The 12,487-nt window shown below is 63.5% G+C and carries 13 protein-coding genes, 1 tRNA gene and 1 pseudogene; 6 read left to right on the forward strand and 9 right to left on the reverse strand.

Annotated elements, in window-relative coordinates; genetic code table 11:
• Positions 1–318: 318 nt before the first annotated feature.
• Entirely contained in the window at positions 319–1,215 is an 897-nt protein-coding gene (locus ACF8FB_RS15495; RefSeq protein ID WP_020192587.1) for a sensor histidine kinase, read from the forward strand.
• Complete coding sequence (locus ACF8FB_RS15500) at positions 1,205–1,864, forward strand: response regulator transcription factor (protein ID WP_010953120.1); 660 nt, start codon at positions 1,205–1,207, stop codon at positions 1,862–1,864. The genes ACF8FB_RS15495 and ACF8FB_RS15500 overlap by 11 nt, the downstream gene beginning before the upstream one ends.
• On the opposite strand, the gene yegS is transcribed toward ACF8FB_RS15500, so the two are convergent.
• Positions 1,848–2,735 (reverse strand): lipid kinase YegS, encoded by an 888-nt coding sequence (yegS, locus tag ACF8FB_RS15505; RefSeq protein WP_010953119.1) that lies wholly within the window; start codon positions 2,733–2,735, stop codon positions 1,848–1,850. The two genes, ACF8FB_RS15500 and yegS, sit on opposite strands and share 17 nt — an antisense overlap.
• A gap of 256 nt (positions 2,736–2,991) precedes the next feature.
• Here yegS and ACF8FB_RS15510 point away from each other — a divergent pair, with 256 nt between their 5' ends.
• Entirely contained in the window at positions 2,992–4,239 is a 1,248-nt protein-coding gene (locus ACF8FB_RS15510) for a glycosyltransferase family 4 protein (RefSeq protein ID WP_010953118.1), read from the forward strand.
• Here the strand turns inward: ACF8FB_RS15510 and glp are convergent.
• Together glp and moaB are read right to left on the reverse strand one after the other, a co-directional pair.
• Positions 4,228–5,454, reverse strand: a complete 1,227-nt coding sequence (gene glp, locus ACF8FB_RS15515) for a gephyrin-like molybdotransferase Glp (RefSeq protein WP_003248742.1) — start codon at positions 5,452–5,454, stop codon at positions 4,228–4,230. The genes ACF8FB_RS15510 and glp overlap by 12 nt on opposite strands.
• Positions 5,438–5,977 carry a molybdenum cofactor biosynthesis protein B gene (moaB, locus tag ACF8FB_RS15520; RefSeq protein ID WP_010953117.1) on the reverse strand — a complete coding sequence of 180 codons (540 nt, stop codon included), beginning with the start codon at positions 5,975–5,977 and terminating at the stop codon, positions 5,438–5,440. The genes glp and moaB overlap by 17 nt, the downstream gene beginning before the upstream one ends.
• A 187-nt stretch (positions 5,978–6,164) precedes the next feature.
• Here moaB and ACF8FB_RS15525 point away from each other — a divergent pair, with 187 nt between their 5' ends.
• On the forward strand, positions 6,165–6,386 hold the full coding sequence (locus tag ACF8FB_RS15525) for a YgdI/YgdR family lipoprotein (RefSeq protein ID WP_003248738.1): 222 nt from the start codon (positions 6,165–6,167) through the stop codon (positions 6,384–6,386).
• An 80-nt stretch (positions 6,387–6,466) separates the two neighbouring features.
• Positions 6,467–6,543, forward strand: a tRNA-Pro gene (locus ACF8FB_RS15530).
• A 106-nt stretch (positions 6,544–6,649) separates the two neighbouring features.
• Here ACF8FB_RS15530 and ACF8FB_RS15535 read toward each other — a convergent pair.
• The 3 genes and pseudogenes from ACF8FB_RS15535 to ACF8FB_RS15545 form a co-directional block, all read right to left on the reverse strand.
• Complete coding sequence (locus tag ACF8FB_RS15535) at positions 6,650–7,417, reverse strand: methyl-accepting chemotaxis protein (protein WP_370688774.1); 768 nt, start codon at positions 7,415–7,417, stop codon at positions 6,650–6,652.
• Positions 7,418–7,582: 165 nt separating this feature from the next.
• Positions 7,583–8,317: pseudogene (locus ACF8FB_RS15540) on the reverse strand (methyl-accepting chemotaxis protein); the annotation flags it as partial.
• 120 nt (positions 8,318–8,437) lie between these two features.
• Positions 8,438–10,201, reverse strand: a complete 1,764-nt coding sequence (locus ACF8FB_RS15545) for an ABC transporter transmembrane domain-containing protein (protein ID WP_392510925.1) — start codon at positions 10,199–10,201, stop codon at positions 8,438–8,440.
• A 210-nt stretch (positions 10,202–10,411) separates the two neighbouring features.
• Here ACF8FB_RS15545 and ACF8FB_RS15550 point away from each other — a divergent pair, with 210 nt between their 5' ends.
• Entirely contained in the window at positions 10,412–10,585 is a 174-nt protein-coding gene (locus ACF8FB_RS15550) for a PA1571 family protein (RefSeq protein ID WP_003248731.1), read from the forward strand.
• Between the two features lie 114 nt (positions 10,586–10,699).
• Here ACF8FB_RS15550 and pdxB read toward each other — a convergent pair whose 3' ends face one another.
• From pdxB to ACF8FB_RS15565, 3 genes are read right to left on the reverse strand one after another with little or no spacing between them, the layout of a single operon-like run.
• On the reverse strand, positions 10,700–11,842 hold the full coding sequence (gene pdxB, locus ACF8FB_RS15555) for a 4-phosphoerythronate dehydrogenase PdxB (RefSeq protein ID WP_014859332.1): 1,143 nt from the start codon (positions 11,840–11,842) through the stop codon (positions 10,700–10,702).
• A gap of 60 nt (positions 11,843–11,902) precedes the next feature.
• The gene (tusA, locus tag ACF8FB_RS15560) at positions 11,903–12,145 is read right to left on the reverse strand and encodes a sulfurtransferase TusA (protein WP_003248727.1); all 243 of its coding nucleotides are present in this window, start codon (positions 12,143–12,145) and stop codon (positions 11,903–11,905) included.
• A 21-nt stretch (positions 12,146–12,166) separates the two neighbouring features.
• Positions 12,167–12,328 (reverse strand): hypothetical protein, encoded by a 162-nt coding sequence (locus ACF8FB_RS15565; protein ID WP_392511532.1) that lies wholly within the window; start codon positions 12,326–12,328, stop codon positions 12,167–12,169.
• Positions 12,329–12,487 lie beyond the last annotated feature (159 nt).

The raw sequence follows: 12,487 nt of genomic DNA on the forward strand, positions 1-12,487 counted from the left end.
CGAACTTTGAAAGTTCACCAGGCTTTCGGTGCATGCCGTTGAATCATTGCCGCGCTAGTTACAGCACAAGTGGGTACAGCGCGATTAAAGGGTGGCACTTTGCTACCCGAAAGCGCCCGACCAGTAGGCGTTTCAACGCGTTACCCGGCCGCGACCGATGCAATGCAAAGTGGTAATATGCGCCCCCACAAACGCTTGCAACCGGAACAACGGGGGCAAGAATACGTGTTCAAAAAAACAACGAAAGTACTGCGCCAAAGCCTCTGAGCAGCATTGTGCAAGGCCTCCATCAGCAATACTTCAGTGGCCTCCCTACCTATGTTTCCACGCTTGAAGACTTCTTTGCATTGCTGCTCCCGCGCCGCCGTGCTGCGCTGGGCAACGGTCGGGCTGTGCGTGGCCTCACTGATTGCCAACATGGCGCTGTACCTGGCCAACCAGGCAATCCCGGCCAGCCTGCTGGTGCTGCAGTTGGTCGCCACGCTGGGTGCTGTTGTACAACTGGGCCTGGGCGCCAGGTCGATCCACCTGCGCCCGGCCGAGCTGGCCGAGCGCATGCTCAAGGTGCAAGAAGACGAGCGCCAGCATCTGGGCCGGGAACTGCACGACGACATCGGTCAACTGCTCACCGCTGCCAAGCTGCAACTGCAGTGGCTGCAACGGCGCATGCCCGACGAGTTGCAGGGGCACTGCGACGCCCTGCGCAGCACGCTGGATGACACCCTCGGTAACGTGCGCGATGTTTCCGCGCTGCTCAACCCACGGCAGTTGGCCAGCCTTGGCCTGGAAGCCAGCCTGCGCGCACACCTGGTACGCACCCTGGCCACCAGCGGCGTGCACTGGAGCCTGGCGTGCAACCAGCGCCTGGGCGGCATCGACGAAGCCGTGGCCATGGCGGTGTTCCGTATTACCCAGGAGGCAGTGACCAACATGCTGCGCCACGCCCAGGCACACAACCTGGTCATCCGCCTGCAACGCACCCCTGAAGGGCTGTCGTTGTCGATCCAGGACGATGGTCGTGGTTTCGCCCCTGCCCGGCACCCGGCCGAGGCCGGTCAGCGCGGCCTGGCCGGCATGCAGGAGCGGGTAATCGCGCTGCAGGGCAGCCTCGACATCACCAGTCAGCCTGGCCGAGGCACGCAGATCGAAGCGATGTTCCCGTGGTCCCCGCGCACCCAGCAACGCGCCAGGAGTATTACCAACCATGACCTGTAGACTACTGCTGGTAGATGACCACTCGCTGATCCGCGCCGGGGTGCGGGCACTGGTCTGCGATATCCCCGGCTATGACGTGGTCGGCGAAGCCGACGACGGCAACCAGCTACTCGACCAGGTACGCACACTGGCGCCCGACATCATCTTGCTGGACATCTCCATGCGTTCGACCAGCGGCCTGGACGCCCTTACCCAACTGCGGGCCAGCGGCAGTACCTGCAAAGTGCTGATCCTGTCCATGCACACTGACCCGGACCTGATCATGCGGGCCCTGGAAAGCGGCGCCCACGGCTACCTGCTCAAGGACACCAGCGCCACCGAGCTGGAACAGGCGCTGGGTGCCGTACGCCACGGTGAGCGCTACCTCAGCCCGGCCATCGCCCACACCGTCATCAACCAGGCGCTGCGGCACACCAAACAAGGCAAGCCGAGCGCTGGCGAACGGCATAATCTGACGTCACGGCAACTTGAGATCCTGCGCCTGATCGTGCGCGGCAAGTCCACCCGGGAGATCGCTGCGGGCCTGGGCCTGTCCATCAAGACCGTGGAAACTCACCGCTCGCAAATCATGAAGCGCCTGCAGATTCACGACGTAGCCGGCCTGGTGCTGTTCGCCGTACGCGAAAAAATCATCAGCCTGGATGACTGAGCAACGGTGACCCGGCCGGCAGGTGCAGGTGCAACGCCGCCGGCCTTGCCTGAAAGCGCAGGTTGGCAGCCTGCAACGGCTCGCCATCGAGGTTGATGTCCAACCCTTGCGAACTCTTGATCTCGACCCATGGCAACCTGGCCCGAACGAACAGGCCGTCACCGCCCAACAGGTCCCGCAGAGCCCCCACCACTTCCTGTGGTGCAGGCAGAATAGCGACGTCAAGCAAACCGTCGTTGACCATGGCTTCGGGGCACAGCACCTGCCCGCCCCCAGCCTGTCGGCCATTGCCGATACCCAGCGCCAGCAAATCTCCTTGCCAATGGAAGCCTGGCCCCTGTAGCTCTACCGAAGCCGCCTGTAGCTCACTGAAGCGGGATAACCCGGTGAACAGGTAGGCGGCAGCGCCCAGCACTTTCTTGAGGTCTTCGGAGGTATTGGCGGTGACCTGGCTGCCAAAGCCACCCGTGGCCATGTTGAGGAACAACTGATCGCCAGCCTGCCCCAGGTCTATCGGTTGTGGCGCGACATTCAGCAAGGCCAGCGCCGATGCCGGCTCCAAGGGGATGCCAGCGGCTTTGGCAAAATCGTTGGCCGTACCCAAGGGCAACAAGGCCAGGCTGGCCTGGGTAGCGGCCAGGCCCATGGCCTCGGCCACATCACGCAACGTGCCGTCCCCGCCACCGGCGACGATATGGCTGTAGCCCGCTGCCAGTGCCTCGGCGACCAGCCGTTGGGCGTCGCCCGCCTCCCAGGTAACCCGTACATCCAGCACCCAGCCGCTATCGCGCAGGTCGCCCACGGCGCTGCGCACGTCTTCGTTCATCGCCTGCTTGCCGTGCAGCACCAGCATTGCCTTGCGCCCTTGCATGTGCGCGTCTCCGTAAAATGGACCACCCCCTATCTCGACCACTGGCCTGCCCGGATCGTTGCATGGCCTGGAAAAAACATTGGGCCGGCGCCAGGCCTGCAACTGATCGCATCGCCGGTCATTTTTTCCACACTTGGCAATCCCGGCTATGCTCAGCAAATACCCCTATTGCCATGGACGCGCCCGGCAGTGGCTCCCCCACTGCTGTCAACGGGCGCGTTTTGCTATCTGCAGCCTTTTGCGAGGACTTTGGGTCATGCGCATTCTCTGGACACTGCCCTACCTGCCTTGGCCGACCACCAGCGGCCACAAGACCCGGCAATACCATCTGCTGCGCGCACTGGCCCAGCGCGGCCACCGGATTACCCTGCTGGTGCAGTCGAAGATCCCTCTCTGCGACGCAGCTCGTGAGGCCCTCGAGCCACTCCTCGAACGCCTGATCGTGCTACCCCGCAGGCCGCTGCACAGCCCACTCAACCTGCTGGCTTCCCCCATCATCGACTACCCCATGCGGGCAATCATCAATGGCCTGGCACCTTGCCTGCGGCACCGGTTCGAGCAACTGCTGGACGAACCCTGGGACGTGATCCAGATCGAGCACAGCTACAGCTTCCAGCCGTTCGAAAAAGCCCTGCAGGCTCGCAGGCTGCCCTTCATGCTTAGCGAGCACACCCTGGAGTCGGTAATGGGCGGTGCCTGCCACGATCGCCTGCCGCTGTGGCTGCGCCCGCTCAACGCCTTCGACCGCTGGCGCTACCGGCGCTGGGAGCACCGTGTGCTGCGCCAGCCCACCGAACTGGTGGCTGTCAGCGCCCACGATGCCGAGCTGATCGCGCAGATCAGTGGGCGCCCGGTGAATGTGGTGGTCAACGGCGTGGACTGTGATTTCTACCAGCAGGTGCAACCTGCGCTGCACAGCCAGCGTCTGTTGTTCGTCGGCAATTTCGAATACGGCGCCAATCTGGAGGCCATCGAGTGGGCACTGGACGACATCATGCCGAAGGTGTGGATGAGCAACCCGGCGGTGCGCCTGGCGATTGCCGGGCACGCCATGCCGGCCAACTGGAAGCTTCACTGGAACGACCCACGCATTGAATGGTTCGGCTACCGCCCCGACCTGCGTGAACTGCAACGACGTTCCGCGCTGTTCTTTGCCCCCTTGCGCTATGCCGGTGGCTCGAAGGTGAAAATCCTCGAAGCGATGGCCGCCGGCTTACCCGTGATCACCACCGACAAGGGCGTTTCAGGCCTGACCGTGAACAACGGCGAACACTACTTGGGCAGTGACGACGGTGATCAACTGGCATTGCTGATCACCCAGCTGCTCAATCAGCCCTGGCGCATGAGCCAGTTGAGCGATGCCGGGCGCCAGTTTGCCCGCCAGCGCCACGACTGGAGCGTGGCTGCCCAACAACTGGAGAATGTGCACATACGCCTGACCCAGGCGGCACCGGACGAGGCCGCGCCGCTGGCCAGTGCCTGGCTGGGCCGCTCAGCCAAGTAGCTCGCTGAAGGGGATGAATGGCACGATGTCGCCCTGCTTCGGCGTGCTGCCTTCACGCACTTCCACCAGGCCCTCCGCCCAGGCTGCGCTGCGCAGCACACCCGAGCTCTGGTTCTTGTAGATGCGCACGCGGCCCTGTTCGATGCGCGCGCGCAGGTATTCGCGGCGCGTACCCGGCTTGGGCCAGTCAAACCCGGCCGGCATGTCGAACCGCAACGGCGTGACGTCAATCACACCCTGACGACGCAGCAGGTAGGGCCTGGTCAGCAGACCGAAGGTGACCAAGGTCGAGGCCGGGTTACCCGGCAAGCCAATCACCGGCACGCCCTGGAAGTGGCCGAAGGTCAGCGGCTTGCCCGGTTTGATCGCCAGCTTCCACAACGCCAGTTCGCCGGCCTCGCGCAGGGCGGCACCGAGGTAGTCGGCCTCGCCCACCGAGACGCCTCCGGTGGACAGAATCAGGTCTACGCCACCCAGTTCAGCCAGGCAGGCGCGAGTGCGGGCCAGGTCATCCGGCAGGATGCCGGCATCGACCACTTCGCAACCCAGCCGCTGCAACCAGCTGACCAGCAGCCTGCGATTGCTGTTGTAGATCTGCCCAGGCCCGAGCGGCAGGCCTGGCTCGACCAGTTCGTCGCCGGTGGACAGCACCGCCACTTTTACCTTGCGCACCACGTCCAGACGGCCATGCCCCAAGGTCGCCGCCAGGCCCAGTTCGATCGGCCCAAGGCGGGTGCCGGCGCTCATCACCTGCTCGCCCTTGCGGGTCTCCTGACCTTGAGGGCGTATGTTCTGCTCGGTGCGCAACGCTTCGAGAAAGCGCACCCGGCCATCTTCGAGTACTTCGGTGTTTTCCTGCATCTCGACGCAGTCGGCCCCCTCCGGCACAGGCGCGCCGGTGAAGATCCGCGCGCAGGTACCCGGTTGCAGCGGCTGGGGCGCATGGCCGGCGAAAATACGCTGGCTGACCGGCAGCGGCTGGCCCTGCCAGTCAGCCAGGCGCAAGGCATAACCGTCCATGGCGCTGTTCGGCCAGGGCGGCAGGTCGAGCGAGGCCACCAGGTCGGTGGCCAGCACGCGGCCCTCGGCTTCGGCCAGCGGCAGGTTTTCGGTCTCGCGGATCGGTGCAGCTTCGGCCAGCGCCAGCAGTTGCTCCAGCGCCTGTTCCACCGGCATCAGCGGCCGGGCCTGGCTGACCTCAGCCACGGCTGTCACAGGCCGCTGCCTGCTTCAGGTGCGCCACGAAGTTGCAAGGGCGATGACGGGCATCGAGCTGCTCGGCCAGGATGCCATCCCAACCGGTACGCACAGCGTTGGTGGAGCCCGGCAGGCAGCACACCAGCGTGCCGTTGGCCAGCCCGGCCAAGGCACGCGACTGCACGGTGGAGGTGCCAATGTCGGCCACGGAAATCTGCCGGAACAGCTCACCAAAGCCGTCTACTTGCTTGTCCAGCAGGCAGGCCACCGCCTCGGGGGTGCTGTCGCGGCCAGTAAACCCGGTACCGCCGGTAATCAGCACCACTTGCACGTTGTCATCGGCGATCCATGTGGCGACCTGGGCCCGGATCTTGTACAGGTCATCCTTGAGCAGCACACGCTCGGCAAGGCGGTGACCGGCGGCGCTCAGGCGGTCGACGAACATCTGGCCAGAGGTGTCGGTGTCGAAGGTACGGGTGTCGCTGACCGTGAGCACGGCGATGTTCAGCGCCACGAAGGGGGTATCTGCCTTGGCTTTCATGGGTGTCCGTCACAACAGGATGAGATGGACGCAGTTATATCACAGCGCACCTTTTCCAGCGTTGCCCCCCTCAGCCTTGCCTTGGGTCAAGAGAACGAATTAATCGCTATGCTGCACTTGGAGTGAACTTGCACTAACGTCCTGCGTCATAAATGTCATCTAGCACCATCGCACTTGGAGAAACACGATGATCAAACGGACCCTACCCGCCTTCCTGCTTGCCTTGGGTTTGGGCGCCCTTGCTGGCTGCTCGACCCCAACCGTCATTACCCTGAACGATGGCCGGGAGATCCAGGCAACCGACAAACCGTCCTACGATGAAGACTCTGGCTTCTATGAATTCGAGCAACTCGACGGCAAGCGCACACGCCTGAACAAGGACCAGATCCGCACCGTCAAAGAGCTCTGATCAAGGCCCCGTTCAGGCTATGGCCCTTTAAACAACAAGGGCTTGCGAGCAAAAACGGGATGCAGTAGGATTTTGTTCATCGGAGTGTAGCGCAGCCAGGTAGCGCGTCTCGTTCGGGACGAGAAGGCCGCAGGTTCGAATCCTGTCTCTCCGACCAAATCCTTGTCACAAAGCCCGCCATGTGCGGGCTTTTTGTTGTGTGCGAAAAATACGTCAGTGCGCGGCTTCAGCCTCTATGGCACCTGCAACTCCTGCAGACCGAGTCAGGCACTCAGGCGGGAGGTGACTTCGCCCAACTGCCCTGACAAACCATGCAGGCGCTGCCCCGCCTGCTCGGTATGCTGCACCGCTTCCTGGTTGGCCGTGGCAATTCGGGTAATTTCGATCAGGTTGCGCGAGATATCTTCGGCCACGCTGGTCTGCTCCTCGGCCGCTGTGGCGATCTGCCGGTTCATGTCGCGGATCGCTTCCACCGCCTGCGTGATACGTTGCAGCATCTGCCCGGCCTGCTCGACTTGCTCAGCCCCTTCCTGGCTACGTTGCTGGCCACTTTCGATGGCCTTGACCGCCTCCACAGCCCCTGACTGTACCGCTTCGATGATCTGGTGAATTTCTGCAATCGACGCTGCCGTGCGCTGGGCCAGGCTACGCACTTCATCGGCGACCACCGCAAAACCACGCCCGGCTTCGCCAGCACGGGCCGCTTCGATGGCCGCGTTAAGCGCCAGCAGGTTGGTCTGTTCAGCAATGCCGCGGATCACTTCCAGCACTTTGCCTATCCGTGTGCTGTCATGCTCCAGATCGCGAATTACCGTTGCCGTGCCGGCGATTTCGCGGTTGACCAGCCCGATGATGTCGATGGTCTGCTGCATCACCTGCTCGCCGGCCTGGGCGCTGTGGTCGGCGTCATCGGCCGCGCGGGCCGCCTCGGCAGCGTGGCGAGCGACCTCTTGGGCAGTGGCGGACATTTCGTGCATGGCCGTGGCTACCTGGTCGGTACGCTGGAACTGGTCATGAGTACCGCGGGCCATGTCACCGGCAATACTGCGCAACTGGCCGCTGGCACCTTCCAGCTCCTGAGCGTTGTCCTGCAGCCGGCCGACGGTATCGGCAAGGAAGTCACGCAGGGTGTTGGCCGCCCGCGCCAGGCGCCCCAGCTCATCCTCCCGACGGCTGTCGACCCGGGCAGCAAAGCTGCCTTGGCTGAGCTGCGCGACGTACTCGATCAACTGGCGGATCGGCTCGATCAGGCTACGGTTGACCAGCCACAGGCTGAGCAGCCCCACCAGCACCGCAGAAGCCAGCATCACCAGCAGGCCCAACCATACCGTGCGCTCGGCACTGGCATTGATGCTGGCTGCACGCTGGCGAGCATCGGCGCGCAGTTGCTCGACCAGTTCGCTCATTTGCTCACTGGCGGCACGGTCCACGCCTTTGACCGCCCGGTCGCCCGCTACCGGGTCGCCGCCTGCCGCCAGGAACGCCTGGCGGCCTTGTGCATAGGCCTGGCCCAACTGGCGGTGGCTGTCGCGCAATTGCTGCAGCGACGCCTTGAGCCTGGCATCGCTGTTGTCGATCAATTGCCCGAGCAGTTGTTGTACTTGCTCTTCGCGGGCCTGGAACTGCTGCCAGTACTTGTCCATTTCCGCAGGCTGGCGCCCTCGCAACAGCACGTTCTTCCATTCCTGCACCTGGATCTTGAACTGCAGGTTGGCTTCGTCAATCAATTGCGAGGCCCGCAGCGGCCCGTCGACCAGCTCGGCGTAGCCACGCACGCTGGACGACAGGAACTGGAAACACACCAGGGCGATCAGCAGCATCGCCAGCACACTGCCGCCGAGCAGCGAGAGAATTTGCACTCTGAGGGATTTACGCAACATCGAGGGTCTCGGAACCAGAGGGAGTAGGCTGAGGCCGCTGTACAGCCTCATTACTGGCAGGCCAAAAAAAAGCTGCCATCACGCAATGGCAGCCAGGTCGAGCACTTACGCAACAGTTGAGGCAAATCTTCTCAGGCAATTACTACAGAAATGTTACAAGGCCACGACACGCTAGCCCGTGGTGAATTGCAGCGCTGCCAGCCGCGCATACAACGGGCTGTCCTCAATCAACTGACGGTGGGTGCCCACCGCCACCAGCCGGCCTTGGTCGATGACCGCGATGCGCTCGGCATGCTGTACCGTGGCCAGGCGATGGGCGATCACCAGCGTGGTACGGCCGGCCATCAGGCTGGGCAGCGCTTGCTGGATCAAGTATTCACTTTGTGCATCAAGGGCACTGGTGGCTTCGTCCAGCAACAGGATCGGCGCATCGACCAGCAAGGCCCGGGCAATCGCCAGGCGCTGGCGTTGCCCGCCGGAAAGGCCGATGCCGCCCTCCCCCAGCGGGGTCTGGTAGCCTTGGGGCAATTGCCGGATGAATTCGTCGGCATGGGCGCCGCGGGCTGCTGCTTCGACTTCAGCCAAGGTCGCCTCGGGCCGGCCATAACGAATGTTGGCCTCCACCGTGCCACGGAACAGCGAGGGGTTTTGTGCCACCAAAGCGAACTGCCGGCGTAGCTGGTCGGGATCAAAGTCGGTAACCGGCTGACCATCGAGCAGGATGCGCCCTTGCTGTGGGTCGTAAAAGCGCAGCAACAGATCGAACAGGGTCGACTTGCCTGCCCCGGAAGGGCCTACCAGGGCGACGGTCTGCCCGGGTTCGATGGTCAGGCTCAGGCCGTCGACAGCTGCCACCGTGGGCCGTGAAGGGTAAGCGAACACGACCTGTTGCAGCTCGATATGACCGCTGGCCCGCGGCTGCGGCAGCACCTGCGCCACGTCGGGGGGCAGGATGGCACTGCGCGCGGCCAACAGTTCGGCAATGCGCTCGGCTGCACCCGCGGCCCGTTGCAGCTCGCCGATCACCTCACTGAGGGTACCGAAGGCGCTGCCGACGATCAGGCTGTAGAACACGAATGCTGCCAGCTCGCCTGCGGATATACGCCCGGCGATCACATCCATGCCGCCGACCCACAGCATCACCCCCACCGCCCCCAACACCAGCACGATCACCAGGGTAATCAGCCAGGCACGCTGTGTAATCCGCTTGCGGGCAACAGTAAACGCTGCTTCGACCGTATCGGCGAACAGTTCGCGGTCGTGCGCCTGGTGGTTGTAGGCCTGCACGGTCTTGATCTGCCCCAGCGTCTCAGCCACGTAGCTGCCCACATCGGCGACTCTGTCCTGGCTCTGCCGCGACAGGCTGCGCACCCGACGGCCGAACAACAGGATCGGTGCCAACACCAGCGGCAGCGTTACCACCACGATGCTGGTGAGCTTGGGGTTGGTGATGAACAGCAATACCACACCGCCAATGACCATCAGCGCGTTGCGCAGGAACATCGACAGCGATGAACCGATCACTGATTGCAGCAAGGTGGTGTCCGCAGTCAGCCGAGACTGGATCTCGGAGCTGCGGTTGTCCTCGAAAAAACCTGGGTGCAGGCCGATCAGGTGATCGAAGACCGCACGACGGATATCGGCCACACAACGCTCGCCAATCCACGACACCAGATAGAAACGGCTGAAGGTACCCACCGCCAGCGCCAGCACCAGCAGCAGGAACAGCCCGATGGTCTGATTGAGCTGGTGCGCGGAGCGGGTCATGAAGCCTTGATCCACCAGCAGGCGGATACCTTGGCCCATCGACAGGGTGATGGCAGCGGTGACCACCAGCGCCAGCAATGCCAGCAGCACCTGGCGGCGATAAGGGCGAACGAACTGCCAGGCCAGGCGCAAGGCGCGGCGTTGGCGCGGGGAAACCGATTCGGGCATGGCGACGACCACAAAGGGTGGGGAAGCGGCAGCCTACCACTCATCCCGGTCGGGAGACTGCATGAAGGTTGCTATAACGCATCGATCTAACCAGCTTGTGGAGCTTTCACAGGGTTTCTGCTGGACTGTTGCTGCCGTGACCCGGAAGCTGTCACAGGCCAGTCACGGCGCAGGGCTACCCTGAGCTTGAACCTGAAGAGGAGACAGTGCATGAGCTTGCAGCATGGCAGTGATAACCAGAAGCCCCAGACTTCCCCACAACCGCAAGTATGCGGTTCGATCATCGACGCCAAGGGGCGCGAAGTGCCGATCACCGAGCAGATGATCCAGCAGGCCTGCAAGGCCCTGGAAGAAAGCCGTGTCGAGCGCGTACGCAAAGGTTGATCGGCGAATTCTCTGCAACCCGGCGCTTGCGCCGGGTTTTTATTGGCCCAGCCAGTGGGCTTGGCCGCCCCAACAGGTAACCACACCTACCTGCAAGGTCAAGACAAGGCGTGCTTAGACCAACACCCCACCCAGGGCACTGACCAACTGCGCCAACTGCGGCGCCTCCCCGTGCAAGCGCACGGCCAGCCCCTCGATCTCGCGCCTTGGCGGGTATTGCTTGCGCAACTGGTCGAACGCCGCTCGCTGTTGCTGCGGATCATCGCTGAGGCTACGGCGGAAATCGGCATCATCACGGCGCGGGTCATACACGGCGCGACACAGGGTGGCCAAGGCCCAGGACAGGTCGGTGCTGGCATCCAGCTCAATCTGTGCCAGCGGTGGTTTGGGCAGCAGCTCGGCCAGCCGCACCTGCTCGTTCACACCGAGGAAGCGGCACAGCGCCTGGTAGATCTGCGCCGTGCCACGCTGGCGGCCATCGAGGCTATAGCCGGCAATGTGCGGCGTAGCCAGGGTGCACAGGTCGGCCAACTGCAGGTCGACCTGCGGCTCCCCTTCCCACACATCCAGCACCGCGTGCACGTCTTCGCGGTCCAGCAGCAGCTCGCGCAGGGCCACGTTGTCCACCACCGGGCCACGGCTGGCGTTTACCAGCCAGGCACCCGGGCGCAACTGTGCCAGCTGCGCCTGCCCCAGCAGGTGCCAGGTCGGGTGCTGGCCGCCGCGTTGCAACGGGGTATGCAAGCTGATCACATCGCACTGCTGCAGGATGGTTTCGAGGCTGACGTAGTCGCCGCCCTCGGCGGCCTGACGCAACGGGTCGCACACCAGCACCTTCCAGCCCAGGCCATGCAGCACCCGCACGAGGCGGCCACCCACTTCACCCGCGCCCACTACGCCATACACGCGCTCGGGCAATGCCACGCCATCCAGTTCGGCCAGGGTCAGCAGGCTGCCCAGCACGTAATCGACCACGCCGCGGGCATTGCAGCCAGGTGCGCTGCTCCAGCGGATGCCAGCTTCTGCAAAGTAGTCCAGGTCCAGGTGATCAGTGCCGATGGTGCAAGTGCCGACAAAGCGTACACGGCTGCCTTCGAGCAACTGACGGTCGACCTTGGTCACCGAGCGCACCAGCAGGATATCGGCGTCCTTGACGCTGGCAGCATCGAGGCTTCGGCCGGGGTAGCGGCGAATTTCACCGAAACCCTGGAAGAAGGCATCGAGCAGCGGGATGTTCTCGTCGGCAACTATCAGCATGGCGCTCTCCTGTCTGGGGAGCGCAGTGTAGGCGCAACGCCGGGCGTGTTCCAGAGCGATTCAGTCGGCTTTCTTGCGGATCCAGTACAGGAAAGTGCCGGCGTCCTCTTGCTGTTGCAGCAGCTCGTGGCCGAGGAAGTTGCAGAACTTGGGGATGTCGCGGCGGGTCGACGGGTCGGTGGCGATGACCTTGAGCAGGCCGCCGGCGGCCAGGTTGCGTACGTGCTGGTGCAGCATCATCACGGGTTCCGGGCAGTTCAGGCCGGTGGCATCGAGGATGGCGTCGGGGGTGAAATCGGTCATGGGGGGCTCCGAAAATGATCGCTATTGTCGCGCATAGCGCGACGCGGTCCAAGCACGGCTTTCAAACCCAGCGCTCTCGATCTTGATCTTGATCTTGATCTTGATCTTGATCTTGATCTTGATCTTGATCTTCGCGACTTCAGGAGGCCGAACGCAGGCCTTGCGAAGGCAGGTGACGGGCATGGATGCCCGTCAAGCGCTGAGGCCCCAGGATGGGGCCTTCGGCGCGGTCCTGCCGGGAGCAAGGCCGGAGTGAGGGGACCCCGGAGCGCAGCGCAGGGGCCGGATGATGGGAGCGCAGCGTTTTTTGGTTACTTTTTGTCGCGTTTGACAAAAAGTGAC

The sequence above is a fragment of the Pseudomonas sp. yb_2 genome, from assembly GCF_043103905.1.
In the GTDB taxonomy this organism is placed as follows: Bacteria; Pseudomonadota; Gammaproteobacteria; order Pseudomonadales; family Pseudomonadaceae; genus Aquipseudomonas; species Aquipseudomonas alloputida.

What these genes read in the sequence shown, in the direction of transcription:
- ACF8FB_RS15495 (WP_020192587.1), top strand. Translation starts at nt 319, where the DNA reads ATGTTTCCACGCTTGAAGACTTCTTTGCATTGCTGCTCCCGCGCCGCC.
- ACF8FB_RS15500 (WP_010953120.1), top strand. Translation starts at nt 1,205, where the DNA reads ATGACCTGTAGACTACTGCTGGTAGATGACCACTCGCTGATCCGCGCC.
- yegS (WP_010953119.1), bottom strand. Translation starts at nt 2,735, where the DNA reads ATGCAAGGGCGCAAGGCAATGCTGGTGCTGCACGGCAAGCAGGCGATG.
- ACF8FB_RS15510 (WP_010953118.1), top strand. Translation starts at nt 2,992, where the DNA reads ATGCGCATTCTCTGGACACTGCCCTACCTGCCTTGGCCGACCACCAGC.
- moaB (WP_010953117.1), bottom strand. Translation starts at nt 5,977, where the DNA reads ATGAAAGCCAAGGCAGATACCCCCTTCGTGGCGCTGAACATCGCCGTG.
- ACF8FB_RS15525 (WP_003248738.1), top strand. Translation starts at nt 6,165, where the DNA reads ATGATCAAACGGACCCTACCCGCCTTCCTGCTTGCCTTGGGTTTGGGC.
- ACF8FB_RS15535 (WP_370688774.1), bottom strand. Translation starts at nt 7,417, where the DNA reads ATGGCCCGCGGTACTCATGACCAGTTCCAGCGTACCGACCAGGTAGCC.
- ACF8FB_RS15545 (WP_392510925.1), bottom strand. Translation starts at nt 10,201, where the DNA reads ATGCCCGAATCGGTTTCCCCGCGCCAACGCCGCGCCTTGCGCCTGGCC.
- ACF8FB_RS15550 (WP_003248731.1), top strand. Translation starts at nt 10,412, where the DNA reads ATGAGCTTGCAGCATGGCAGTGATAACCAGAAGCCCCAGACTTCCCCA.
- pdxB (WP_014859332.1), bottom strand. Translation starts at nt 11,842, where the DNA reads ATGCTGATAGTTGCCGACGAGAACATCCCGCTGCTCGATGCCTTCTTC.
- tusA (WP_003248727.1), bottom strand. Translation starts at nt 12,145, where the DNA reads ATGACCGATTTCACCCCCGACGCCATCCTCGATGCCACCGGCCTGAAC.
- ACF8FB_RS15565 (WP_392511532.1), bottom strand. Translation starts at nt 12,328, where the DNA reads ATGCCCGTCACCTGCCTTCGCAAGGCCTGCGTTCGGCCTCCTGAAGTC.